This window comes from Dactylosporangium vinaceum, from assembly GCF_019904175.1.
GTDB classification, from domain to species: Bacteria; Actinomycetota; Actinomycetes; order Mycobacteriales; family Micromonosporaceae; genus Dactylosporangium; species Dactylosporangium vinaceum.
The window spans coordinates 2,628,140-2,651,331 of sequence record NZ_CP061913.1 but is presented as its reverse complement, the minus strand read 5'-3'; the positions used below and the strand labels follow the sequence as shown (position 1 = coordinate 2,651,331).

21 protein-coding genes and 5 tRNA genes are annotated in these 23,192 nt (G+C 71.0%); 10 read left to right on the top strand and 16 right to left on the bottom strand.

Annotated features, from left to right (window positions below; genetic code table 11):
* The first annotated feature begins 39 nt into the window (after positions 1 to 39).
* A complete protein-coding gene (locus Dvina_RS11600; protein ID WP_223102450.1) occupies positions 40 to 1,119 on the top strand; it encodes an ABC transporter ATP-binding protein in 1,080 nt (359 codons plus the stop codon).
* Between the two features lie 107 nt (positions 1,120 to 1,226).
* The gene (locus Dvina_RS11595) at positions 1,227 to 2,261 is read left to right on the top strand and encodes an ABC transporter ATP-binding protein (RefSeq protein ID WP_246656524.1); all 1,035 of its coding nucleotides are present in this window, start codon (positions 1,227 to 1,229) and stop codon (positions 2,259 to 2,261) included.
* Here the strand turns inward: Dvina_RS11595 and Dvina_RS11590 are convergent.
* Positions 2,258 to 2,698: a response regulator gene (locus Dvina_RS11590; RefSeq protein WP_223102448.1), complete on the bottom strand. Its 441-nt coding sequence runs from the start codon at positions 2,696 to 2,698 to the stop codon at positions 2,258 to 2,260. The genes Dvina_RS11595 and Dvina_RS11590 overlap by 4 nt on opposite strands.
* Positions 2,699 to 2,756: 58 nt before the next feature.
* On the opposite strand from Dvina_RS11590, the gene mgrA reads away from it, so the two are divergent.
* Positions 2,757 to 3,719, top strand: a complete 963-nt coding sequence (gene mgrA, locus Dvina_RS11585; protein WP_271189642.1) for an L-glyceraldehyde 3-phosphate reductase — start codon at positions 2,757 to 2,759, stop codon at positions 3,717 to 3,719.
* Here mgrA and Dvina_RS11580 read toward each other — a convergent pair.
* On the bottom strand, positions 3,696 to 4,253 hold the full coding sequence (locus Dvina_RS11580; protein ID WP_223102446.1) for a hypothetical protein: 558 nt from the start codon (positions 4,251 to 4,253) through the stop codon (positions 3,696 to 3,698). The genes mgrA and Dvina_RS11580 overlap by 24 nt on opposite strands.
* A gap of 117 nt (positions 4,254 to 4,370) precedes the next feature.
* Between Dvina_RS11580 and Dvina_RS11575 the strand changes: the two genes are divergently transcribed.
* On the top strand, positions 4,371 to 5,585 hold the full coding sequence (locus tag Dvina_RS11575; protein WP_223102445.1) for an MFS transporter: 1,215 nt from the start codon (positions 4,371 to 4,373) through the stop codon (positions 5,583 to 5,585).
* A 248-nt stretch (positions 5,586 to 5,833) separates the two neighbouring features.
* Here Dvina_RS11575 and Dvina_RS11570 read toward each other — a convergent pair whose 3' ends face one another.
* Positions 5,834 to 7,117, bottom strand: a complete 1,284-nt coding sequence (locus Dvina_RS11570) for a polysaccharide deacetylase family protein (protein ID WP_223102444.1) — start codon at positions 7,115 to 7,117, stop codon at positions 5,834 to 5,836.
* A 681-nt stretch (positions 7,118 to 7,798) separates the two neighbouring features.
* On the opposite strand from Dvina_RS11570, the gene Dvina_RS11565 reads away from it, so the two are divergent.
* Both Dvina_RS11565 and Dvina_RS11560 read left to right on the top strand, forming a co-directional pair.
* Positions 7,799 to 10,351, top strand: coding sequence for a hypothetical protein (locus tag Dvina_RS11565; RefSeq protein ID WP_223102443.1), 2,553 nt, complete (start codon positions 7,799 to 7,801; stop codon positions 10,349 to 10,351).
* A gap of 114 nt (positions 10,352 to 10,465) precedes the next feature.
* Entirely contained in the window at positions 10,466 to 11,362 is an 897-nt protein-coding gene (locus tag Dvina_RS11560) for a glycosyltransferase family 2 protein (protein WP_246656155.1), read from the top strand.
* A 212-nt stretch (positions 11,363 to 11,574) separates the two neighbouring features.
* Here the strand turns inward: Dvina_RS11560 and Dvina_RS11555 are convergent.
* The 9 genes from Dvina_RS11555 to Dvina_RS11515 all read right to left on the bottom strand — a co-directional run bounded on the left by Dvina_RS11555 (position 11,575) and on the right by Dvina_RS11515 (position 14,847).
* Positions 11,575 to 11,660, bottom strand: a tRNA-Ser gene (locus tag Dvina_RS11555).
* A gap of 20 nt (positions 11,661 to 11,680) precedes the next feature.
* A tRNA-Ser gene (locus Dvina_RS11550) sits at positions 11,681 to 11,765 on the bottom strand.
* A 14-nt stretch (positions 11,766 to 11,779) separates the two neighbouring features.
* Positions 11,780 to 11,852 (bottom strand) — tRNA-Leu (locus tag Dvina_RS11545).
* Between the two features lies 1 nt (position 11,853).
* Positions 11,854 to 11,927, bottom strand: a tRNA-Ala gene (locus Dvina_RS11540).
* A 72-nt stretch (positions 11,928 to 11,999) separates the two neighbouring features.
* A complete protein-coding gene (locus Dvina_RS11535; RefSeq protein ID WP_223102442.1) occupies positions 12,000 to 12,443 on the bottom strand; it encodes an HNH endonuclease in 444 nt (147 codons plus the stop codon).
* Positions 12,444 to 12,491: 48 nt separating this feature from the next.
* Positions 12,492 to 12,564 (bottom strand) — tRNA-Leu (locus Dvina_RS11530).
* A gap of 285 nt (positions 12,565 to 12,849) precedes the next feature.
* Positions 12,850 to 13,470 (bottom strand): hypothetical protein, encoded by a 621-nt coding sequence (locus Dvina_RS11525; protein WP_223102441.1) that lies wholly within the window; start codon positions 13,468 to 13,470, stop codon positions 12,850 to 12,852.
* An 82-nt stretch (positions 13,471 to 13,552) separates the two neighbouring features.
* Positions 13,553 to 13,963 (bottom strand): response regulator, encoded by a 411-nt coding sequence (locus tag Dvina_RS11520; protein ID WP_223102440.1) that lies wholly within the window; start codon positions 13,961 to 13,963, stop codon positions 13,553 to 13,555.
* Positions 13,964 to 14,031: 68 nt separating this feature from the next.
* The gene (locus Dvina_RS11515) at positions 14,032 to 14,847 is read right to left on the bottom strand and encodes a hypothetical protein (RefSeq protein WP_223102439.1); all 816 of its coding nucleotides are present in this window, start codon (positions 14,845 to 14,847) and stop codon (positions 14,032 to 14,034) included.
* Between the two features lie 267 nt (positions 14,848 to 15,114).
* Between Dvina_RS11515 and Dvina_RS11510 the strand changes: the two genes are divergently transcribed.
* Together Dvina_RS11510 and Dvina_RS11505 are read left to right on the top strand one after the other, a co-directional pair.
* Positions 15,115 to 16,080: a sodium:calcium antiporter gene (locus Dvina_RS11510; RefSeq protein ID WP_223102438.1), complete on the top strand. Its 966-nt coding sequence runs from the start codon at positions 15,115 to 15,117 to the stop codon at positions 16,078 to 16,080.
* Positions 16,081 to 16,136: 56 nt separating this feature from the next.
* Complete coding sequence (locus tag Dvina_RS11505) at positions 16,137 to 16,529, top strand: STAS domain-containing protein (protein WP_223102437.1); 393 nt, start codon at positions 16,137 to 16,139, stop codon at positions 16,527 to 16,529.
* On the opposite strand, the gene Dvina_RS11500 is transcribed toward Dvina_RS11505, so the two are convergent.
* The 4 genes from Dvina_RS11500 to Dvina_RS11485 all read right to left on the bottom strand — a co-directional run bounded on the left by Dvina_RS11500 (position 16,503) and on the right by Dvina_RS11485 (position 21,144).
* Positions 16,503 to 17,255 (bottom strand): cell wall-active antibiotics response protein, encoded by a 753-nt coding sequence (locus Dvina_RS11500; RefSeq protein WP_223102436.1) that lies wholly within the window; start codon positions 17,253 to 17,255, stop codon positions 16,503 to 16,505. The genes Dvina_RS11505 and Dvina_RS11500 overlap by 27 nt on opposite strands.
* Before the next feature lie 433 nt (positions 17,256 to 17,688).
* Complete coding sequence (locus Dvina_RS11495; RefSeq protein ID WP_223102435.1) at positions 17,689 to 18,348, bottom strand: hypothetical protein; 660 nt, start codon at positions 18,346 to 18,348, stop codon at positions 17,689 to 17,691.
* A gap of 137 nt (positions 18,349 to 18,485) precedes the next feature.
* Positions 18,486 to 19,769 (bottom strand): citrate synthase, encoded by a 1,284-nt coding sequence (locus tag Dvina_RS11490; protein WP_223102434.1) that lies wholly within the window; start codon positions 19,767 to 19,769, stop codon positions 18,486 to 18,488.
* 232 nt (positions 19,770 to 20,001) lie between these two features.
* On the bottom strand, positions 20,002 to 21,144 hold the full coding sequence (locus tag Dvina_RS11485; protein ID WP_223102433.1) for a hypothetical protein: 1,143 nt from the start codon (positions 21,142 to 21,144) through the stop codon (positions 20,002 to 20,004).
* Positions 21,145 to 21,385: 241 nt separating this feature from the next.
* Between Dvina_RS11485 and ung the strand changes: the two genes are divergently transcribed.
* Both ung and macS read left to right on the top strand, forming a co-directional pair.
* Positions 21,386 to 22,060: a uracil-DNA glycosylase gene (gene ung, locus Dvina_RS11480; protein WP_223102432.1), complete on the top strand. Its 675-nt coding sequence runs from the start codon at positions 21,386 to 21,388 to the stop codon at positions 22,058 to 22,060.
* A gap of 4 nt (positions 22,061 to 22,064) precedes the next feature.
* Entirely contained in the window at positions 22,065 to 23,186 is a 1,122-nt protein-coding gene (gene macS, locus Dvina_RS11475; RefSeq protein WP_223102431.1) for a MacS family sensor histidine kinase, read from the top strand.
* The last annotated feature ends 6 nt before the right edge of the window (positions 23,187 to 23,192 follow it).

Sequence of the window (23,192 nt, the reverse complement as noted above, 5' to 3'; positions counted from 1 at the left end):
CCGTCCCCCGCACCACGGCAATCCTGGAGAGGAGTGAGCATGTCAAGCAGTCTGCTCACCGACGGCACCCCGAGCCCGAGCGGGCCCGGGCCGCAGACCGCATCGTCGTTCCTCGACGTGCGGGACCTGCGGATCCACTTCAAGACCGACGACGGCGTGGTCAAGGCCGTGGACGGACTGAACTTCCAGCTCGAACGCGGCGAGACACTGGGCATCGTCGGCGAGTCCGGCTCCGGCAAGTCGGTCACCAGCCTGGGCATCCTGGGCCTGCACCGGCGGGGCTCGGCCGCCATCTCGGGTGAGGTCTGGCTCGACGGCGAGGAGCTCATCGGGGCCGCGCCCGAGCGGGTCCGCCTGCTGCGCGGCAACAAGATGGCGATGATCTTCCAGGACCCGCTGACCGCGATGCACCCCTACTACACGGTGGGCGCCCAGATCATCGAGGCGTACCGGGTGCACCACAAGGTCTCGAAGAACGACGCCCGCAAGCGCGCGATCGAGATGCTCGACCGGGTCGGCATCCCGCAGCCCGCGCGGCGCGTGGACGACTACCCGCACCAGTTCTCCGGCGGTATGCGCCAGCGCGCGATGATCGCCATGTCGCTCGTCAACAACCCGCAGCTGCTCATCGCCGACGAGCCCACCACGGCGCTCGACGTCACGGTCCAGGCGCAGATCCTGGACCTGATCCGCGACCTGCAGTCGGAGTTCAACTCCGCCGTCATCATCATCACGCACGACCTGGGCGTCGTGGCCGAGGTGGCCGACGACATCCTGGTGATGTACGGCGGCAAGTGCGTCGAGCACGCCACCGCGGAGACCATCTTCCGCCGCCCCGAGCACCCGTACGCCTGGGGCCTGCTCTCGTCGATGCCCCGCGTCGACCGGGAGGTGCGCGACCGGCTGGTGCCCATCAAGGGCAACCCGCCGTCGCTGATCAACCTTCCGAGCGGCTGCTCCTTCCACCCGCGCTGCCCCTACGTGGAGCGCAACGGCATCCCTTGCAAGACGGTCGAGCCGACCCTGGCGGAGGGCACGCCCGAACACGGCGTCGCCTGCCACATCCCGCACGCGGAGCGGCTGGCCATCTTCAAGTCGGACATCGCCCCGAACCTCTGAGGAGCACGACAGTGTCGACGACGACCCAACCCCAGCCGGCGGCGGCGCCGGAGCGCGGCGGCGAGAACCTCCTCGAGGTACGTGGCCTGCAGAAGCACTTCCCGATCATGCGGGGCGCCTTCATCAAGCGGAAGGTCGGCGCCGTCCGCGCGGTCGACGGCATCGACCTGTCCGTCAAGGCCGGTGAGACCCTCGGCCTGGTCGGCGAGTCCGGCTGCGGCAAGTCGACCACCGGGCGGCTCATGACCCGCCTGCTGGAGCCGACCGGCGGCCAGGTGGTCCTGGATGGCCGGGACATCTCGCACCTCAACGTGGCCCAGATGCGGCCGCTGCGGCGCGACGTGCAGATGATCTTCCAGGACCCGTACTCGTCGCTGAACCCGCGCCACACGGTCGGCTCGATCGTCGGCGCGCCGCTGCAGGTGCAGAACATCAAGACGGCGCACGGGCAGAAGCGTGAGGTCCAGCGCCTGCTGGAGCTGGTCGGCCTCAACCCGGAGCACTACAACCGCTACCCGCACGAGTTCTCCGGCGGCCAGCGCCAGCGCATCGGCATCGCCCGGGCGCTCGCCCTGCAGCCGAAGCTCATCATCGCCGACGAGCCGGTCTCGGCCCTAGACGTGTCGATCCAGGCCCAGGTCGTCAACCTGCTCGACGACCTGCAGCGCGAGTTCAACCTGACCTACGTGTTCATCGCCCACGACCTGTCGGTGGTCCGGCACATCTCGGACCGGGTCGCGGTCATGTACCTGGGCAAGGTCGTCGAGGTCGGCGGGCGTGACGGGCTCTACGTGACGCCGCTGCACCCCTACACGTTCGCGCTGCTCTCCGCGGTGCCGGTGCCCGACCCGGGCCGGCGCGACAAGGCGCAGCGGGAGCGGATCCTGCTGACCGGCGACGTGCCGAGCCCCATCGACCCGCCGTCGGGCTGCCGCTTCCGGACCCGGTGCTGGAAGGCGCAGGACCTGTGCGCCCAGGAGGAGCCGATGCTGCGCGAGCTCCTGCCGGGCCAGACAGTCGCCTGCCACTTCCCGATCACCGACGAGGAGCGCTCGGCCCGCGGGGCCCAGCAGGCCCGGGCGGCGGCGGCCGAGATCCCGGTCGACACGGCCGAGGACCCGTTCGCGGAGCCGATCGCTTAGGTTCGCATGACCAGGCGGCCGCCCAGCATGGCGTCCACCTTGCTCACGAGTTGGCTGGGGCGCAGCGGTTTCATCAGATAATCGCTGGCCCCGGCCATCTTTGCTTCCTCCCGGCCGCGCAGGCGCCCGTAGGCGCTGAGCATGAGCACGGGCATCTCCTGCGTCGCGGGCTCGGCCCGGATCTTCTTGCACAGGTCGAGCCCGGAGACCCGGGGCATCCACATGTCGGTGACGAGCATGTCGAAGGTCCGGCCTTCCAGCTCGGCCAGGGCCGCCTCGCCGTTCTCGACCGCGACGACCTCGACGCCGGCGCCCTCCAGGGCCATCGTGAACAGGTCGCGGATGTCGGCGTCGTCCTCGGCCACGAGGATCGTCGCGACCGTCGGACGCTTCTCGGGCGGCGCTTCGACTGGCTCCTCGATCGGCACCTCGTCCATTCGGCCAGTTTATGATCACCGTGTGGTGTACGAGGCGGCTTCGGGCCGATACCAGGACATGCTCTACCGGCGCAGCGGCCGCAGCGGGCTCAAGCTGCCGGCCATCTCGCTCGGGCTGTGGCACAACTTCGGCGACGAGCGGTCCCTCGACTCGCAGCGGGCCATCGTCCGGCGCGCGTTCGACGAGGGCGTCACGCACTTCGACCTGGCGAACAACTACGGGCCGCCGCCGGGGTCGGCCGAGCGCAACTTCGGGCGGATCCTGGCCGACGACCTGCGCCCCTACCGCGACGAGCTCATCATCTCCACGAAGGCCGGCTACGACATGTGGCCCGGGCCCTACGGGGAGTGGGGGTCGCGGAAGTACGTCCTGGCCTCCCTCGACCAGTCGCTGAGCCGGATGGGCCTCGACTACGTCGACATCTTCTACTCGCACCGCCCCGACCCCGACACCCCGCTCGAGGAGACGATGGGCGCCCTGGACGCGGCGGTGCGCTCGGGCAAGGCCCTCTACGTGGGCATCTCCAACTACAGCGCCGAGCAGACGGTCGCCGCCGCGCGCATCCTGCGCGAGCTGGGCACGCCGCTGCTGATCCACCAGCCGCGGTACTCGATGCTCGACCGCTGGATCGAGCCCGAACTGCTCGGCGCGCTCGAGGAGGCCGGGGCGGGCTGCATCCCGTTCTCGCCGCTCGCGCAGGGGCTGCTGACCAACCGGTACCTCGATGGCATCCCTGAGGATTCGCGGGTGCGCACCAGCCGCTTCCTCAACGAGAGCGACCTCACCCCGGCCCGGCTCCGGCTCATCCGGGCCCTGGACGAGGTGGCCCGCGGGCGCGGCCAGAGCCTGGCCCAGCTCGCACTGGCCTGGGCACTGCGCGACCCGCGGGTCACCTCGCTGATCATCGGGGCGTCGAGCGTCAAGCAGCTGCTGGACAACCTCGGGGCACTGCAGAACCTGCCGCTGTCCCCCGAGGAGCTGGACCGGATCGACGGGCTACTTGCTGAGGAAGGCGCCTAGCGCGCTGATCACCGGCTGGAGGGCGGGCGGGATGGACCCGTCCTTCGCCGTGATCTGCTTCCCGCCGTAGGTGATCGTGTAGGTGTACGCGTCGGCGACCGCGCCGCTGTCGTTGTTGGTCGGCAGCTTGTTGAAGTCGGTCGAGGCCAGGGCCGCCTTGAGCGCGCCCAGCTCCTCGTCGGTCAGTTTGCCGTCCCGCTTGGCCTGCTTGGTCTGGATGGTGTACGAGCCGTCCGGGCGCACGACGAGCGAGTCGTTGTTGCCGGCCAGGCCGCCGGTCCGGGTGAACGACACGAGCGTGTCCGTGGCCGTCTGGTTGCCGCCCGCGTTGGCCTTCGAGCTGGGGTCCGTGTTCGGCCCGGCGCTCGTGCCGGCCGCGGGGCTGCCGCCGGCCGCTCCCGCACTGCTGCTGCTCGCGGGGACCCCGCCGGTCGTCGCGGCCCCACTCGCGGCGGCATCGGCCTGGCCGGGGTCGTCCGAACAGGCGGCCAGGGTGAGTGTGAGCAGGGCGGCAACGAGGATCCGGGACTTCATGGTTCAGCTCCATCCATAGGTCTTGCTCATTGGACTGCGGGGGGTGTCGATCGGTTCCCGGGCATTCTTACCCGCCGGGCGGGATTTTCTGTCGTACCCGGCCGCCATGATGTCCTCATGCGTCTCGACCCCTACCGCCGCGTTCTCGCCCTACCGGGCGTGCGGTCGCTCATGGTGCTCGCCCTCCTGGCCCGGATACCGATCACGGCCATCGGCGTGACCATGACCCTGCACGTCGCCCTGGACCTCCACAAGGGCTGGGGCGCGGCCGGTCTGGTCGGGGCGGCGCTGACGGTCGGCACGGCGCTCGGCGGCCCGCTCAACGGCCGCTTCGTGGACCGGCGCGGCCTGCGCCCGATGCTCGTGGTCACGACCGTGGCCGAGGCGCTCTTCTGGGCCTTCGCACCGTTTCTGCCTTTCGGTGTACTGCTGGCCGGCGCGCTGGTGGCCGGAGTCCTCTCGCTCCCGGTCTTCTCGGTGATCCGCCAGTCGATCGCCGCCCTGGTCCCCGCCGACCAGCGCCGCCAGGCCTACGCGCTCGACTCCATGTCGGTCGAGCTCAGCTTCATGGCCGGCCCGCCCCTGGCCGTCCTGCTCACGAGCGCCCTGTCGGGCCGGGTCGCCCTGTGGTCGATCGGCGCCACGATGGTCCTGGCCGGCATCGCCCTCTACATCGTCAACCCGCCGGTCGTCTCCCCCTCCGGCACGGAAGCCCCCGCGGCCGCACCGGTCCGCCGCCGCGACTGGCTCACCGCGCGCTTCGTGGCCGTCTGCGCCGCGACCGCCGCCACCACTGTGGTCCTGGCCGGCACCGACCTGGGCATCGTGGCGGTGCTGCGCGACGCGGGCCGGGTCGAGGTCGTCGGCGCGCTGCTGGCCGCGTGGGCCGTCTACTCGCTCGTGGGCGGCTTCGTCTACGGCGCCCTCCCCCGCGCGCTGTCGCTCGTGGCCCTGCTGGGCGGCCTGGCCGTGTGCACGATCCCGGCCGGCCTGGTCGGCGACGCCTGGCCGCTGCTGTTCCTGACCCTGCTGCCGGCCGGCGTCCTGTGTGCGCCGACCTTGAGCGCGAGCGCCGACCTGGTGAGCCGCCTGGTCCCGGCGTCCGCCCGCGGCGAGGCGATGGGCTGGCACGGCTCCTCCCTGACCGCCGGCCTGGCCATCGGCTCACCCCTCGCGGGCTGGGCCATCGACCTGGGCTCCCCGGCGTGGGGCTTCGCCGCGGTGGGCCTGGTCGGCGCCCTGGCCGCGGCCGCGCTGCTGTGCTTCCGCAACCTCGACCCCGCCCCGCCCACGGCCCCGGCCGCCGTCCGCGCGACCGCCGCCGCGCCCTGACCCGGCCACCGGCCACTTCGGGCGCCCGGTCGCTCGCTCATCGCTCGGCCGGCCTGTCGATCGCGCCGCCTGGACGGCCGGGCTGCTGCTCGCCGAGCGCCGGGCGACCGCGGAGACCGCCGGCGGCGGTGGGCTGGCGTGAGCGGGTGATTACGGACCGCTCTGCAGTGCGCAAATGGTGTGCTCGAAGTGATGGTCGTCAGTTAAAACGGAAAGACTTGAGGCGTTCAAGATTTCGGATTGTGCACTCACGGCAGCAGCGAGGGGGCGGCCACGAAGGTGTAGCCCATCGTCTGGAGGCCCTCGATCAGCTCCGGGAGGTACTGCAGGCCCAGGAAGGGGTGGTAGAAGAAGCTCGCCACGTTGTCCCGGACCGCGAGCTGACGCCTGGCCGAGGCGAGCAGGTCGGGGGCCAGGCGGACACCGTGCTGGTTAAATCTTTGTGTTGCAACGTTTCCAAGCGTCTCCGGAATGACCGGCGTCCCATATGCGTCCTTGACGAGGTATGGGAAGTACTGGCTCACTGAGCGTGTTCCGGTGCCGCCCAGGATGCCGTTGAAGTACAGGACCTGCTCGTAGCGGGCCTGGATGCCGGGAGCGCCGGCGATCGCCCGGTAGTCGGCCGCGCTGGCCGTGTAGTGCGGAAACTCCCAGATGGAGGGCGGGGTCAGGCCCGCTTTCGTCCACTCCGCGCGGGCCGCGTCCAGGCGGCCCAGCGCCCAGTCCGCCGAGTCGCCGGGGACCGGGCCGTCCAGGGCCACCGTGCCCGCGCCGTCGATGTGGGCCCGGTAGAACTCGTAATCCTCGGCGCTCACGCCGTACGGATTCGGGGCGCCGGCGAAGCCGTGGGTGTAGCCGTGCATGATCAGCGTTCCGCCCTGCTGTTGCATGTATCGCAGCGCGTCCACGACCTGCGGGGATCCGCTCAGCGTGCGGTGCACGGGGGCGCCGCCGGAATACACGCCTGCCGCGTCGTCGTAAACGGGGAAAACCGCCACGGCGAACGGAACATTACGCGAATGCAGATAATCGGCGATCTGGCGGAGCTGGGCCGGATCGGAGTGCGGGCCGACGTCCTCGATGCGCACGAGCGCCCGGTGCCGCTCCTTCGTCTGCGGCGCGAGCAGGTCGAACAGGAGGTCGGCGAACACCAGGTACCGGTCGTCGAAGGAGACGTAGGTGAACGGCACCTCGGCGATGAACGTGACGGCGCCGACCCGCACCGCCCAGGGCCGGGAGCGGCCGTCGGGCATTTCGGCCTCGGCGAGCGTGTGGGAGTACACCCCTCGGCTCAAGGTCGTCGAAACGAGGCCCCCGGCGCTCGGACTGCGGGTCAAATCCGTGCCGCGGTAACGGATCCCGGTCGGCGCCGCATCGTCGATCGTCGCTGCCTGGAAGCCCATTCCCGGGTACTTTGCGATCAATTGCCAGAGGTTGGCCCCGAGCCAGAGCACGTTGGCGCCGGCGGACACGTCGGTCAGGAAGGATTGCGGCAGCGGCTCGTCGTACGTCGATCCGATGTAGATGGTCAACCGGTACTTCTGGGTAGAACCAGGCGTGTACTTCGTCACTGGCACGGCGTCCCATGATCCGAAGTGGGAGGCCAGATTCCCAGCTTGGACCGCATACAGCTCCCCCAGGGAGCCGTATTGCCCGGTCGTGTCATACAGGACGAGCACCCCGCTCGGCGGGTATGCAGGAGAACGGCCCGGCGACGGGCCGGTCCCGGAAGTTCCGATTGGAGAGGTTTTGCAGGAGCTCAGCGTCGACGCGACGACGATGACCAGCACGATCCCGACGACCACTGCGGCAGCACGCCGGAGCGGGCCGACGGTGACAGCCAGTATTCGGCGGACTGCAGCTCGAAGCATGAGCAACTCTCCGGAGAAGTCACTACCAAGACTAGCAAATCGGGCGCAATCCCCCCGCCGGTTCGCGTTCTCGCACCCGTTCGCGGACAAACGAGATGGTTGCGTCCGTCACTCAGCGCGGTACGATCCGGCAGAGCTGTCCTGCGGTGATCGGCGTGGAACCCCCTCCACACTGCACCGCTCGTGGCACACCCGACGGAGGGCAATCTTGTCTCGTTGCTGCCCGCTTGCAGCCTGCACACCGGACATGCCGGGCCGTTCGCGGCCGTCGGCTCGGACGGTGGTCGCGCGGCCGGCAGCCGCCCTCTGCGGAGCACGGCTCCATAGCGCTGAGAGGTCTGCATGAGCACGGCGATGCAGGTGCGGCTGCGCCACTGGCCCGGGATGAAGGTTTCCTGGCTCGGGGCCGGCGCGGTCGTCCACTCCGGTGACGAGCCCAGCCCGGGCGCGGCGGCGCTTGTCGTCTCGCCGCACGGGTCGGCCGAGTGCGCGGTGGTGATCAGCTCCCATACGGTGAAGCTGCAGCCCGCGATGATCGAGGAGCTGGCCGAGGTCCTCGCCAACGGCCTGCCCCGCGGGTTCGCCGCGATGCGCTTCGTCGCCTGGGACGGCGCCTGCGCCACCAATGAGCGCCCAGCGGCCGCGCACATGATCGCCATGCGGCTCGGCATCGACGTCATCGCCGCGGCCGGCCCGCTCCTGGGCGTCCCCGGCGGCTCGCTCTTCGCCCCGGTCGGGCGCGGCGAGCAGCGGCCCGGCGGCTTCTGGCGGTTCCGCACCGGCGCGCCCGCGGTCCGGGTCGGCTGGCGCTTCCCGGCCCCCGCGTGGGAGTCGGACCTGTGCAGCGAGATTCCCGAGCTCCCCGGCGACCTGGTCCTCGACCAGATCCCGGCCGGCCTGTGGCTGCACCGCCGCCGGGTCGGCAGCGTGACCGACCTGGCGTACTCGGTGCCGACCGACCACGAGAACCCCTCGATGATCCTCGGGCACCCGGGCGACGAGCCGCTGCACCGCGACGAGCTGGCCCGCGCGGTCACCTCGGTGCCGACGCTGGCCGCCGACCGCTGCGTGTTCACGCCCTACGGCCAGAACCCGATCGCCGACGGCCCCGTCGGACCGGTCGTCGCCGACGTGCTCGGCCGGGCCGTGCACGTGCGCACCGGCCTGCCGCTGTGCGCCCCCGCCGGCCAGCGGGCCGTCGTCACCATCGACCACAAGGGCCTGCCCCGCTGGCGGACCTTCGCCCGCGAGCTGTGGCACGCGCCCCGCAACGGCGCCCCCCGCCCGGTCGACTGGATCAACCCCTGCCCCGACGTGCTCGGCGAGGCGGCCGGCCAGGCCACCTTCGACCTGGGCTCCGGCTGGGTGCTCGAGGTCGTGCAGGCCGGCCTGTGGGTCCGCCCGCAGCACCTCAACGACCCGGCCGACTGGGTCCGCAGCCTCCCGGTGGACGTCAACCGCTGCGCCGTGATCGTCGGTGCGCCGAACGCGGCCGAGATCCCGCCGCCGGCCCACACGATCGCCGAGGTCCTCGAGAAGCTGCCGATCGACGCGCGGAAGCGGGCGTACATCACCGTGCCGCGCGGCGCCGCCCCGAACGTGTTCATCCTCGCCACCGGCCTGCTCGACTCGCTGCCGGAGCCGGGCGAGGTCGAGCTGGTCTCGCCCTCGACCCCGACGACGAGCGGCTCATTCCCGACCGTCACGCCGGCGGCGGCCGAGGGCCCGCGGCACGGACGCCACGGCGACGCGAACGGGCCGTACCTCGTCGACGGGCGGCCCGCGAACGGCCACCCGTCCGGCGCGCACCCGACGGTGCCCCGCTCCAACGCGCCCGAGCAGGACTACGAGCGCGGGTACTCCGACCGCGCCGGCTCCCGGACCGGCTCGTTCCCGGCCTTCCCGCCCGCGGACGCGCCGACCACCGCGTTCGACCGGCCGGCTCCGCCGCAATCGCACGGGCAGCAGCCGCCGCATGTCCAGCAGCCGCCGCAGCGCAACGGCAGCCACCACACGGGGGCGTTCCCGGCGGTCGGCGAGCCGACGGGCTCGTTCTCGCCGCTGACCCCGAACGGTTCGCAGCGGCCCGGGCGGGGCGGTGGCTACCCGGCCACCGAGCCGCCGATGCCGCCCATGCCCCCGCAGCAGCCCCGCCAGCGGCCCGGTGAGACCACCGGCTCGTTCCCGGCGGCGGCCTTCCGCAACGGCGCTCCGGACGCGACGACGCCGATGGTGCCGGTCGTGCCCGGTCCGCAGCACCCGGCCGGCGGCCCGGTCAACGGCCACGCTCCGGTCAACGGGCACGCTCCTTCCAACGGACACGGGCACGTCAACGGTCAGCGGCCGGTGGCGAACGGGTACGCCGCACCCGGGGGCTTCAACGGGCACGCGCAGCCGCAGCCGCCCAACGGCTACAACGGCGGGTTCAACGGGCACGCGCCCATGCACCCGGACGTGCACGTCGCGCCGCCGCGCGCGTTCCACCGCGAGGACCAGCCGCTGCACCCGGCCGGCCCGCAGCAGGGGTACAGCTTCGACGCGCCGGACTACGACAACCACCACTTCGAGCCGGTCTCGCCGCCGCCGAACCGGCACCTCGAGGAGCCGACCGGCCGCATGCCGGCGCCGCGGGCCCCGATGTCGGACGAGAGCGAGTTCGACGACACGGGCTCGACGGCCACCGGCCGCGAGATCCGCTCGCACAACAAGAAGGGCAAGACCGTCCGGGCCGACGACAAGACGAGCACGCAGGAGCTCGACCGGCTGCTCGGCTTCTTCGACGAGATCCGCAAGGCCAAGGCCTGGGACGAGGACTCCCCGGCCCCCGCGGAGCACGCCTCGAAGCGCGCCGCGGCGGGCCAGCCCCCGGCCGGTCCGCGGCGAGCCCGACACTGATTCAGACGCACCCGACCGGCCCGCTCGTTGTCACGAGCGGGCCGGTTTTTTTCTGCGCCGCCCGGGCGGCACCGGCGGCGGGGGTGGCGGTGCGGCGGCGGCTAGGATCGGCCGGTGCTCGACATCATGCTGCCGCACTACGGTGAGCTGCCGTTGCTCCGGACCGCGGTGGAGAGCGTGCTCGCGCAGACCGACGACCGGTGGCGCCTCACCGTGTTCGACGACAATCCGGCGGAGCGGGTGACCGGGGTGCCGGAGTACTTCGCGGGGCTGGGGCATCCGTCGGTGCGGTACCACCGCAATCCGCAGAACCTCGGTATCACGCGCAACTTCCAGCAGTGCGTCGACCGGGCCGAGGCGCCGTTCCTGAGCATGATGGGGTGCGACGACGTCATGCTGCCCGGCTACGTGGCGCGCGTGCACGACCTGATCGGGCAGCACCCCGACGCCGTGCTGATCCAGCCGGGCGTCGAGGTCATCGGGTCGGACGGGGCGGTCGTCAAGACGCTTGCGGACACGACGAAGCGGCGGGTGTACTCCCCCAGGGTCGCCGGCACCACCCGGCTCACGGGCGAGGACCTGGCGGTGAGCCTGCTGCGCGGCAACTGGCTGTATTTTCCGTCGCTCGTGTGGAGCACCCGCGAGGTCCAGGCGGTCGGCTTCGACCTCGAGCTGAAGGTGATCCAGGACCTCAAGCTCATCCTGGCGCTTGTTGCCCGGGGTGGGTCACTCGTCGCCGACGACGTGACGGTGTTCCAGTATCGGCGGCACAACGAGAGCCTCTCGGCGTCGACGGCGGTCACCGGCAACCGGTTCAGTGAGGCGCGGTCGTTCTTCCTCGCGGCCGCGGAGCAGATGGATGCGCACGGCTGGCCGCGGGCCGCGAAGGCCGCACGGTGGCATCTCTCGTCGCGGATCCATGCGCTCACGATGCTGCCGGCGGCGGCGAAGCAGCGCAGCACGGAGAGTGTGCGGGTGCTCACCAAATATGCGTTCGGCCGCCCGCGCTGATCGCTGTCCGGTTTCGCCGCCGCCGTTCGTCGTCTCGGTATCAGGACGAAGTCGTCCTGATGCGGGACTGACGAGGGAGCGATGCGATGTTTCCGGTGTGGCACGAGAGGCCCCTCAGCGCCTCCGAGCGCTCCGAGGTAGACGCGGGCCTAGGGCGGCTGGCCAAAACGGCTCAGCGGCTCATTCACCGCCGTCGTCGGCCTACTGGCGAGCGGGAAGGGTGGGAGTCGAACCCACACGGGCGTTGACCCAACGCCGTTTTCGAGACGGGTGCCGGCACCAATCGGCTGGCCTTCCCAGGCTGTGAAGTTGTGGTCGCGGAAAGTGAGGGGATCGAACCCCCGCGGGGTCGCCCCCGTCGACGGCTTAGCAAGCCGCAGCCTTACCTCTCGGCCAACCTTCCGAACTGCACCTGCGTACCCGGCAGAGGATTCGAACCTCCAACCTTCTGGCCCTGAACCAGACGCCTCTTCCGTTGGGCTACCCGGGCGTGGACCCAGCCGGTCTCGAACCGGCCACCTCCGCTTTGCAAGAGCGGCGCTCTACCTGATGAGCTATGAGGCCCCTGTACCTGTGACACAGTGGTCGACCCCGGGCGGGCGGCGGTGGCGAAGGAGCCGCCCGGCCCGAGGCCGTTTCAGCGCTGGACGAGCGCGTGCCACGTCGGAGTCGACGGGCGCACGCGCAGCACCATGCCCGCTTCGACGGGGGTGCGGTCGCCTTTGCGCTGGTTGCAGCCGGTGCAGGCCGCAACGGTGTTCTTCCAGGTGTTCCGGCCGCCGCGGGAGCGGGGCAGGATGTGGTCGATGGTCGTGGCCTCCCGGCCGCAGTAGCCGCAGCGGCGGCCGTCACGGGCGTGGACGCCGGCGCGGGACCAGGCCGGCCCGCCGGTGAAGCGCCAGCGGGTGACGACGTAGGACACGAGCCGCACGACCCGCGGGAGCGGGAAGACTCCGATCACCCGGTCCGGCTCCGCCTCGTGGATCACGGCCACCTCGCGCAGGATCATGCGGATGGCGTGGCGGATTGAGACCCGGTGCAGGGGTCCGAGGTCGGCGTTGAGCACCAATACTGCGGTCACCGGGCCTCCTTCCTTCAGCTGCACTACCCGATACCAAACGACCTTGCGTACCGTGAGCGGGAGTCGAACCCGCACCATTCCCTTTTTGAGGGGGACGCCTCTGCCGTTGGGCCACCACGGTTCAATTGATAGACGTAAATGTATAATGGCATGAAAAAACCGCCCGGCGAATGCGCGGGCGGTTGGTGTGACGCAAGGGGCACCCCTAGTCAAACCACCTGCCCGAGCCCGTCGACAAGCCGCTGAGCAGCGCTGACCGACCGGCGGCCGACAGCCACGCGGCGGCGCTGGTCGCGCTGTGCGCTTCCAGTCGTAGCTCGCGGCGCCCGCTCATCGTCCGATCTCCTCTGTTCGCTTCTCGCTGACGTATTCAAAGATAGGCCCGGTGCGTCCGGTTCGCAAGAGATTAAATGGCGGCCGTGTAATGGGCGAGGTACAGGTTCATCTCATCGGTCGTCGCGTCGCCCTCGTTGACGCCGAACCACAGCGAGTTCTCCAGCCAGAAGCGGTGGATGAACTGCTCGAAGGAGTCGGCGACGTGGACCATGTTGGCGATGAGCGTGGCCCGGTCGACGTCCTCCAGGCCGACGATCTCCAGCAGCCAGGGCGACGCGATCACGAACGGCTCGGTGCCGGGGCGCAGGTAGAGGTACCAGATGACGGCGTCCTGCTGATCGCGCAGGAACCGCACCAGCTGCGCCGCGGGCTCCACGGGGCTGGGCACCGGGCGCGGGGCGAGGTCGAAGTCGCAGCCGGTGCACGACGGGATGGCGTCCATGAGCACCTGGCTGCTCATGAACCGCGCGAACGGCACGGGCAGCTCGATGTGCTCGGCGAGGGCGGCGACCTCCATGGCCCGCAGTGGGTCGTGCGGCGCGCCGGGGACGAGCCAGGCGAAGCTGCCGTCGGAGCGTGACTCGTCCACCGCCGGCAGGCTCTCGGTGGGGTAGAGCTCGTAGGTTCCGATGCTCGCCCGGGCGGCGCCCAGGTCCGTGCCCCACCAGCCGTGCGGGAAGTCGATCGTCATGTGTCGCACGGTAGTTCGGCGCCTGGTGTTCTTCCGTCGCCTATCGGACCCAGTGCCGTGCCTTTCAGGTCAACCCCCCAGATCACGCGCTGACCGCGGGCTCGGCGCCGGCCAGCGGGACGAGTCCCAGGTACGTCAGCTTGTCGACGATCGCTTCCGCCGTGAACGGCTTGATCACATACTCGTGGGCCCCCGCGGCGAGGGCTCGCACGATCTGACCGTGCTCGCTCTCGGTGGTGACCATCATGAGCGTCATCTGGCGCAGATGCTTCTGCTTGCGCACCGCCATGACGAACTCGAGCCCGTTCATCTCGGGCATGTTCCAGTCGATGAGGGCCAGGGCCGGTTTGAGGTCGTGGTCCCAGATCTGGTCGAGCGCGTCCTTGCCGTTGGTGGCCTCGCGGGTCTCGAAGCCGAGGGGCAGCAGAATCCGTTTCAGGATGCCCCTCATCGCGCGCGAGTCGTCGATGACCATGGCGAGCGTGTTGTCCATGCAGGCTCCTCCTCCGCCGTGCATGATCGGCACGCCCGCCGCTCACCTGAGCAAAGCCGCCCGTGAGGTCACGGTGCTTTACTGGTGCGCTTGAGCTGGATCGTGGTGATCTGGTTGCTGAGGCTCATGGCGACGCCGCCGCAGTTGACCTTCATCGGCGGGGGTACGCGGGCCTCCAGCTTGCCCTTGAAGTCGACGTTGCCGTTGCGGATGAACGTCTCGGTGCCCTGCGGGTCGGGCCGCGGCGACGAGAAGGTGAGCACGCCGTTCTCGTACTTGTACGTGTACGAGATGTAGCCGGCGAAGATGTACTCGTACTGGTTGGCGCCGTTGGTGCCGCGCAGGCTCATGCCGTCGCCGTAGTCGAGGGTGACCCGGCCGCTGTCGGTGTACCGGTGGTAGGCGCCGCTGCCGCTGAACGGGAACGTGCCGGTGTTGAGCACTGTCACCTGTTCGGTGTGCTGCTCCTCGAGGAAGACGCCGACGACGCAGGAGGGCCCGGCGGTCGGGCTGGTCCCGGCGCTCCCCGACGCCGACGCGCCGGGCGTGGCGGTCACCGTCGCCGTGGGGGTCGGGGTCGGGTCGTCGGGGGCCGCCGTGAGGCTGGGGGCGACGACCGGGTTGGTGCCGCCCGTCAGCCCTTGATCGGCGGCGGGGCTGTCGCCGCCCACCACGGCGTAGACGATGACGCCCGCCGCCAGGAGCAGCGCGACGGCGCCGAAGATGATGCCGGGGATCAGCAGTGGGTTGCGCTGCTTCGGCGGCGGCGGGGCCACGGGATAGAACGCCTGGGGCGGCGGGCCCGCCGGGCCGCGGAAGAGCCGGCACTGCACGCAGTAGCCGGCCGGGTCGACGCCCGTGGCTCCGCACCGTGGACAAGGCACCAGACTGCTCCCTCCGCCGGGGCCCAATGTACCGGTGCCGTCCACTATGGAGCAGACCCCGAAAATAGTGGTGAGACCGGCATCCACGGGGGAAGACGCCGGTCTCGTTGAAAACTGTAGAGCGCTCCGCGCTTTTGCGCCAGCGGTGGAAGGCGGCAATCCGCCGGAACCGGTTTCGGGCCCGTGCACAATGCAACCGCGCGGGCGCCGGGGCGGGTGCGTGTACCGGTAGTGTGTCGAGCCAGGCGCGGCGCTGGGAGGAGGCGGATGTCGACCCTGTTCGTGGCCGGGCTCGGCATCGTGGGCCTGGCGCTGCTCACCGTCGGGGCGGATCAGCTGGTGGTCGGCGCGGGCCGGTTGGCCACGGTGCTGCGGGTGGCGCCGGTGATCGTCGGCGTGGTGATCATCGGGCTGGGGACGAGCACGCCGGAGTTCGTCGTGTCGGGCACCGCGGCCGTGCGCGGGAACGCGGGGCTGGCGCTGGGCAACCTCGTCGGGTCGAACATCCTCAACGTGACGCTGATCCTGGGAGTCGTCGCCGTCGTCTCGCCGGTGCTCGTCCGCTCGTCCGTGCCGGTGCGCGAGGCGCCGCTCATGGTGGCCGGGGTGAGCGTGTTCGGGGCGTTCGCGCTCGTCGGGCTCAAGTTCATCGCCGGGGTACTGCTGGCGCTGCTGAGCCTCGGCGCGCTGTGGCTCCTGGTGCGGCTTTCGCGGGTACCCCCCGACGATCCCCTCCCCGATGACGTCGCCGCGTTCGTGGAGCCACCGCCCCCGCCCGGCCGCTGGTGGGTCGAGGCGGCCCGGTGCGCGATCGGGCTGGCCGCCACGCTCGGCGGCGCGCAGTTGCTGGTGACGAACGCGTCGACGCTGGCGCACCGGTGGGGCGTGAGCGATGCCGTGATCGGCTTCACGTTCGTCGCGCTCGGCACGTCGCTGCCGGAGCTGATGACGTCGGTGCAGGCGCAGCGGCGCGGCTGGGGCGACCTGATGGTCGGCAATCTGCTCGGCTCGAACCTGTTCAACAGCCTGGTCGGCGGCGCGGTGGTCGGGCTGGCGGCGGGGAGGGAGCGGATCGCGCCGTTCGGCTTCCTGGCGGTGACGGCCATGGTGGTCGCCGGGGTCCTGGCCTGGCTGCTGCTCAAGCGGGGCAACCGGATCACCCGTCCGGAGGCTTGCGTGCTGCTGTGCGCATACGGGCTGATGCTCCCGCTGCTGGTCTCCGCGAACGCGTGACGTCGCCACCCGCACGCTCCACGTTTCCGGTTTCCCGGGCTGGGTACGCGAGTTGAATGGGCGACGCAATGGTCCGGACGCACCAGTCCGGCGAGATACCCGGCGGCACTGTCGTGGTGGAGGTGCTCGGTCCCCTCGAGGCCGCCACCGTGGGGGCGCTGCGCTCCGTCGTGCTCGACACCGTGGAGGCGTACCGGCCGCAGCTGCTCGCCGTGGACCTGCGGCGGGTGCCGTTCATGGACTCCATAGGCATCGGGGCGCTGGTGGCCGCCAACAACAAGGTGCGCGAGGCCGGCGGCCGCATGGAGGTCCGCAGCCCGTCGCCGTTCGTGCACCGGCTGCTGCAGATCACCGGGCTGACCGAGCTGTTCGGCCTGGCCGACCTGCCCGACGACGCCCCGACGTCCGGGGCGCCGATGGACCTAGGTGTGCTCGACCGTAAAGGCTGAGACACCGCCGGCGGCCACGACGTCGTAGCGGTTCTGGGCCGCATCCCAGCCGTTCGACGGGAACGTGCCGCCGGCGCCGACACCGCTGTGCTCGGTGCCGTCGACGGTGACGCGGCCCGCTCCCCCGGCCGCCTGGACCCGCACCGGCGTGCCGCTGGGCGCGATGACCCGCACCGCGCTGGCGCCGCCGTCGACACGGACGGGGACGGTCCCGGTCGGAGTCGGCAGGGTGACGTCGATCGCGGAGACCCCGCCGACGTACTCGACGCTCGCCAGGTGCTTGAGGCTGCGCAGGTCGGCGGTGTTGCTCTGGGCGCCGCCGGTGAAGCGCACGGCCCAGGTCACGTCCCGGTTGAGCTGGATCGTGACCTCGGCGTTGCCGTCGGTCACCTGGACCTCGATCCGCTCTCCGGTGTCGTGGACGGAGGCCGTCTGCGGCGTGTCGACCCGGTAGAGCGTGTCGCCGAGGTCGGCGGCCTGCATGTTGACCGAGGTCGCCCCGGTCACCAGGTCGAGGGTGGCGTGGTCGCGCCCGTTGACCGCCCCGGTGACGGTGTGGGCGGTGTCGTTCGCGTTCTCCCCGTGCATCTGCGGCCATACGACCGCCAGGACGGCGGCGACCGCGATGAGGACGACGACGATGACCCCGCCGACGATGTAGACCGTGCGGGGCGGCGGACCGGAAGGCGCCGGCGTCTCGTTGGGCCGGGTATCGACGGAAGCCATGAGGGTCTGGTCTCCCTCACCCGGCGAGGGCAAACATGGGCCCCGCGAGGGCATACAGGCGCCGGTCAGCGGCCGGCGGACGAAAGAAACCCAAGACCGGGGCCGCCGCCACGGGGGAAGCGGCGGCCCCGGCTGTCCTTGGGTTGCACGAAATGTACTCCCCCGCCGACCGTCTGCACAGTCCTAAATCGTGCCGTCTTCCCGGTTGTCCAATGTGGAGCCAGACGGCCGCATCCGTTGCCCCGCTTCGGAATCCGTTGTGGATCTTCACCGGGGACGGCCCGGCCGCCGCCGGGCCACACGCATTCATGGGCGACTATCACTCCAGCCTCCCCAGACGGCGGCCGGATAGGAGCGCTCCCACGAATTGGTGAAGGTCTACTTGATCATGGCGGCGGCGATGGTTGGGAATCCGTCGCGCCGGCGGGCCCGGTCAGCCGAGCTGGGCCGCCCGGCGACCGGCCTCGGCCGGTGTCAGCAGCTCACCGTCGAGCACCACGGCCCAGAACGCATCGAGCGGAATCCGTTCGAACAGCGGCGAGCCCAGGCCCTCGAAGACGTGTTCGGGCACCAGCTTCAGCGACGTGGTGACCACGATCGTGGGAATCGACCGGGCCAGGTCCAGCGTGCCCTTGATGTTGAGGACCCGGGTGGGGCTTATCGCGTCGGCCCCGGCCAGGCCGGTGACCGGCTCCAGGCCCTCGGTGCCGGGCGCGTCGACGGTGCCGGCGGGCAGCCCGGCGACGGTGGCCTTGACCAGGGCGCTGCTCGGCGCGGTGCGGACCCAGCCACCCCGCTGCTCGAGGACCCGGGTGGCCAGGGCGACCGAGCGGTCCACGTCGCGGTCCAGCTGCTCGCGGATCGCGCGCAGGGCCGGGCCCGGGTCGGCGCTGTTGGCCGCGCGGGCGATGTGCCACATGGAGGCGTACCCCGGCAGCAGCCCGGGCAGCGGCGCCACCATCGCCCGCAGGGTGGCCGGATCGGACACGAACTCGCCGAGCCCGTCCAGCACCTGGCGGGCCACTCCGGTAGCACCGGACGTGCGGTCCTGCACTGCCGCGGTCAACAGCGGCGACAACGTTGACGCGCTCATGCTCGCTCCATGTGCTCAAATGCCCAAAAACGGATAACGACCCCAGACGGCCCCAGGACGGACTCAGTTATGAGACAGCCGGGGTCGATCTCCGTCAAGTAGACAAACGAGCAAGAACCGCTCCGCGCAGCGGGTCTTTACCGAGCGGCAATCGGCGTGTAATCGCGGGCGCCATAGCCGGTGTACACCTGACGCGGGCGGCCGATCTTGGTCTCCGGGTCGTTGATCATCTCGCGCCACTGGGCGATCCAGCCCGGGAGCCGGCCGAGGGCGAACAGGACGGTGAACATCGTGGTCGGGAAGCCCATGGCCTTGTAGATCAGGCCGGTGTAGAAGTCGACGTTCGGGTAGAGCTTGCGCGAGACGAAGAAGTCGTCGGCCAGCGCGATCTCCTCGAGCTGCATCGCGAGGTCGAGGAGCGGGTCCGGGGTCGCCATCCGGCCGAGGACCTCCTGCGCGGCCTTCTTCACCAGCGCGGCCCGCGGGTCGTAGTTCTTGTACACGCGGTGCCCGAAGCCCATGAGGCGTACCCCCGCCTCCTTGTTCTTCACCTTCCGCACGAACGACTGGATGTCGCCGCCGTCGGTGTGGATCTGCTGCAGCATCTCCAGGACGGCCTGGTTGGCGCCGCCGTGCAGCGGGCCGAACAGCGCGTTGACGCCGGCCGAGACCGAGGCGAAGAGGTTGGCCTGGCTGGAGCCGACCAGGCGGACCGTCGACGTGGAGCAGTTCTGCTCGTGGTCGGCGTGCAGGAGCAGCAGCATGTCGAGCACCTTGACCGCGACCGGGTCGATCTCGTAAGGCGTGGCGGGGACGCCGAACGTCATGCGCAGGAAGTTCTCGACGTAGCCGAGCGAGTTGTCCGGGTAGAGCATCGGCTGGCCGATGGCCTTCTTGTACGCGTACGACGCGATCGTCGGCACCTTGGCCAGCAGGCGGATGGTGGAGATCTCCACCTGCTCCTTGTCGAACGGGTTCAGGCTGTCCTGGTAGAAGGTGGACAGCGCGCTGACCGCGGAGGAGAGCACCGCCATCGGGTGCGCGTCGCGCGGGAAGCCGTCGAAGAAGCGGCGCATCTCCTCGTGCAGGAGCGTGTGGTGCTGGATCTTGCCGCTGAACTCGGCGAGCTGCGACGCGCTCGGCAGCTCGCCGTGAATGAGCAGGTAGGAGCTCTCCAGGAAGGTCGAGCCCTCGGCCAGCTGCTCGATCGGGTAGCCGCGGTAGCGCAGGATGCCCTGGTCGCCGTCGATGTAGGTGATCGACGACACGCAGGAGGCGGTGTTCACGAAGCCGGTGTCGAGGGTGACCTGGCCGGTGTCCTTGAGGAGCGCACCGATCTCCAGCCCGGCCGGGCCCTCGGTCGCCTTGCGTACCTTGAGCTCGAGCTCGCCGTCGGGGTATGTGATGTTGTACTCACTCATGCGCGTCGTTCCCGTCTCGTCCCGCAGTCCGGCTCCTGGCCGCGGCCGTCATTGCCCACGACCGGCGCTTATGGCGCCTCCGCGCAGGATTACAGATCCACCCGTCCCACCAAGCGGCGGGGCGCGTCACTGCGACATTTCCTACTCGTGACATCCGTTCGCGCCCGAAAATCCATCGTCGCAGAGACCGCGCGGCCGGACCATCTCTTGTTCATGACATCGGACCCGCCCGTCAGGGCGCGCTGATCGGCTCCAGCGTGACCGTGTGGATCCGGCGCGGGTCGACGTTGCGTTGCAGCAGCATGTTGCGCATGACGCCGACGGCCAGCCCGCTGCCGCTGAGGTAGACGTCGTGCGAGGTCCACTCGCCGAAGTCCACGACGACCTGCGGCAGCGAACCGCTGACGTACGGGTGGGCCGGCCCCCGCGCGACCACCGCGTGCACGAACGCGTGCGCGCACCGGGCCGCGTGCTCGCGCAGCGACTCCAGGTCGTAGAGGTCGTCGCGGGTCGACACGCCCCAGAACAGGTGCACGACCCGCTCGTCGCCGCGCAGGGCCAGCTCGCTCAGCAGCGCCTTGACCGGGGTGACGTGCACGTCCTCGGCCACGATCAGCACCGAGCCGGGCCGGCCCTCCTCGATCTTGAAGTCGCCCTCGGCCCGGTGCAGCCGGATCGGGTCGCCGACGCCGCCGTCGCGCACGAGGCAGCCGGTGGCCCGGTCGCCGGGGAGCGCCTGGACGTGGATCTCGATGTGGTGGTCCTCGGCCGGCGGGTCACCGATCCAGCAGGCCCGCCACGCGCCCGGCACCTGGTGGCACTCGACTATCGCGCGCTGCCCGGCCCGGAAGGGGTACGGCAGGTCGGTCATCACGGTCAGCACGGCCACGTCGTCGCGGCGCCGGTCGTGGGCGACGACAGTGCCCGTCCAGTACGGGGTCTCGCCCTGGTGCAGCTGCGCGCCCTGGCGCAGCCAGCCGACCGCGAACCGCCAGGCGTCGCGCCAGGCCCCGGCGTCCTCGTCGCTCCAGCGCTCGCCGCGCTCCTCGCGCGCCTCGCGCACGGCCTCGGCCAGCGCGTCGCCGAACAGGTCGAGCTGGCGGGCCCGGGTGCCGATCAGCGCGTCGAGTGCCGGTGCGAGCCGGCCCAGGGCGGGGACGACCGCGCTGGGCTGGTCGAAGTGCTCGACCAGCCAGACGAGCCCGCGCTCGGCCGCCGCCGGGTCCTCGGCGACCGCCGTGTGCAGCACAGTGCGCATCTGCGGGGGTACCTCCGCCAGGATGCGAATCGCACCGTGGAAGTCGCCGAGCGCCGCGCGGAGGCGCAGCTGCAGCTGGGCGAGGTACCCCTGATCGCCCTGTTTCGGCCCGTCCACCGGCTCGGCCTGTGCAAGACTGTCCTTTGGCGCAGGGTATTTCGGCCGTCGTTGCGGCTGTTCACGCTCTTTCGGCTTTTCGTCCCCCTGCTCGAGCCGCTGCCGCCAGGACCAGAGCACGGTCAGCGGCTCACCGTTGCCGCCCACAGGTCCTATCTGCGTCATGGTCCGATTTTATCCGGATAAATCCGCATTACAGCCGGTACCAAAAATGTCGCACCCGGCTCGTAGAGTGCCGGGCATGTCCTTGGATCTGCTGGAGCTCCTCCCCGCCGGTTGGCGTGACGTGATGAAGCCCTATCTCGACCTCGACGTCGTGCGGCGACTGCAGACGTTCGTCGAGCAGGAGTACGCGACCCAGACGGTGTTCCCGCCGCAGGAGGACCTGTTCACCGCCTTCCGGCTGTGCCCGCCGGAGCAGGCCCGGGTGCTGATCCTCGGCCAGGACCCCTACTTCAAGGCCGGCCAGGCCCACGGGCTGAGCTTCTCGGTGCGCCCGGGCGTGTCCATCCCGCCGTCCCTGCGCAACGTCTACAAGGAGCTGCGCGAGGACCTGGGCGTGACACCGCCCGCCAACGGCGACCTGACCCCGTGGGCGGCCGACGGGGTGCTGCTGCTCAACGCGATCATGACCGTCCGGGCCGGCAAGGCGGGCACCCACGCCAAGAAGGGCTGGGAACACTTCACCGACGCGGCCATCCACGCGCTCAACGCCTTCGACAGGCGCGTCGTGTTCGTGCTCTGGGGCAGCTACGCGCGCAAGAAGGCCGAGCTCGTCACCAACCCCCAGCACGTGGTCATCGAGGCCGGGCACCCCTCGCCCATGAACCCGGCCGGCTTCCTCGGCTCGCGCCCGTTCAGCCAGATCGACGCCGCCCTCGCCGAGGCCGGCCTGCCCGCCGTGCACTGGGCCTAGCCGGATGAGCGAGCGGCGGCTGCCCGGTCTGGAGGGGCCGTTGTGGCGGGCGCTGCTCGTGTTCAGGATCACCGCGCTCGGCTACGCCGCCGTCCTGATGGTCAACAACTTCCGCGAATACGCGTGGCCGCTCGGCGGCTGGCTCATCATCGCGGTGATGACCGTCTGGACGGTGGTGAGCAGCCTGGCGTACGCGCGGCCGGAGCGGCGGGGCTGGCCCCTGCTCGGCGCCGACCTGGCCGTGGCCGCGCTCTGCCTGCTCGCCTCCCGCTGGATCGTCCACCCGCCGGGCCTCGGCGTGGGCGCGCCGACGCTGCCCATGGCCTGGGTCGCCTCCCCGGTCGTGGCCTGGGCGATCTCCGGCGGCCGGCGCCGGGGCGCCATCGCGGCGATCCTGCTCAGCGTCGCCGACGTCATCGTGCGCAACGGCTTCAGCCAGGCCACCGCCAACGGCCCGGTGCTCATGATCCTGGCCGGCATCGGGGTCGGGCACATCGCCCGGCTCGCCATCGACGCCGAGACCCGGCTCCAGCAGGCCATGGAGGTGGAGGCGGCCACCCGGGAACGCGAGCGGCTGGCCCGCGGCATCCACGACTCGGTGCTGCAGGTCCTGGCCCTGGTCCAGCGGCGCGGGGCCGAGCTCGGCGGCGAGGCGGCCGAGCTGGGCCGGCTCGCCGGTGAGCAGGAGTCCGTGCTGCGCTCCCTGGTCGCGGCCGGCAGCCCGGTCTCCACGGCCGACGCGTTCGTCGACGTCCGGCCGCTGCTCGACGCCTACGCCTCGGCGGCGGTGACGATCGCCGCCCCGGCCACCCCGGTGCTCCTGCCGGGGTCGGTGGCGGGCGAGGTCGTGGCCGCGGTCGGCGCGGCCCTCGACAATGTCGAACGGCACGCCGGGCCCGGCGCCCGGGCCTGGATCCTCCTCGAGGAGCTCGACGATCAGGTCACGGTGTCGGTCCGCGACAACGGCGCCGGCATCCCCGACGGGCGCCTGGCCGAGGCCGAGCTCGACGGCCGGCTCGGCGTCGCCCAGTCGATCCGCGGGCGGATCCGGGACCTGGGCGGCTCGGTGAGCGTGACGTCCGCCGCGGGAACCGGTACGGAAGTGGAACTCACGGTGCCACGCTGACGCTTT

Bases quoted from the DNA above. Each gene is read 5' to 3' on its own strand.
- Dvina_RS11590 (WP_223102448.1), bottom strand. From the start codon at position 2,698: ATGGACGAGGTGCCGATCGAGGAGCCAGTCGAAGCGCCGCCCGAGAAG.
- Dvina_RS11495 (WP_223102435.1), bottom strand. From the start codon at position 18,348: ATGAGCGCGTCAACGTTGTCGCCGCTGTTGACCGCGGCAGTGCAGGAC.
- Dvina_RS11525 (WP_223102441.1), bottom strand. From the start codon at position 13,470: ATGACGATCGACTTCCCGCACGGCTGGTGGGGCACGGACCTGGGCGCC.
- macS (WP_223102431.1), top strand. From the start codon at position 22,065: ATGAGCGAGCGGCGGCTGCCCGGTCTGGAGGGGCCGTTGTGGCGGGCG.
- Dvina_RS11505 (WP_223102437.1), top strand. From the start codon at position 16,137: ATGGGCGACGCAATGGTCCGGACGCACCAGTCCGGCGAGATACCCGGC.
- Dvina_RS11565 (WP_223102443.1), top strand. From the start codon at position 7,799: ATGAGCACGGCGATGCAGGTGCGGCTGCGCCACTGGCCCGGGATGAAG.
- mgrA (WP_271189642.1), top strand. From the start codon at position 2,757: ATGCTCTACCGGCGCAGCGGCCGCAGCGGGCTCAAGCTGCCGGCCATC.
- Dvina_RS11500 (WP_223102436.1), bottom strand. From the start codon at position 17,255: ATGGCTTCCGTCGATACCCGGCCCAACGAGACGCCGGCGCCTTCCGGT.
- Dvina_RS11510 (WP_223102438.1), top strand. From the start codon at position 15,115: ATGTCGACCCTGTTCGTGGCCGGGCTCGGCATCGTGGGCCTGGCGCTG.
- Dvina_RS11595 (WP_246656524.1), top strand. From the start codon at position 1,227: ATGCGGGGCGCCTTCATCAAGCGGAAGGTCGGCGCCGTCCGCGCGGTC.
- Dvina_RS11600 (WP_223102450.1), top strand. From the start codon at position 40: ATGTCAAGCAGTCTGCTCACCGACGGCACCCCGAGCCCGAGCGGGCCC.
- Dvina_RS11520 (WP_223102440.1), bottom strand. From the start codon at position 13,963: ATGGACAACACGCTCGCCATGGTCATCGACGACTCGCGCGCGATGAGG.
- Dvina_RS11490 (WP_223102434.1), bottom strand. From the start codon at position 19,769: ATGAGTGAGTACAACATCACATACCCCGACGGCGAGCTCGAGCTCAAG.
- Dvina_RS11580 (WP_223102446.1), bottom strand. From the start codon at position 4,253: ATGAAGTCCCGGATCCTCGTTGCCGCCCTGCTCACACTCACCCTGGCC.
- ung (WP_223102432.1), top strand. From the start codon at position 21,386: ATGTCCTTGGATCTGCTGGAGCTCCTCCCCGCCGGTTGGCGTGACGTG.
- Dvina_RS11575 (WP_223102445.1), top strand. From the start codon at position 4,371: ATGCGTCTCGACCCCTACCGCCGCGTTCTCGCCCTACCGGGCGTGCGG.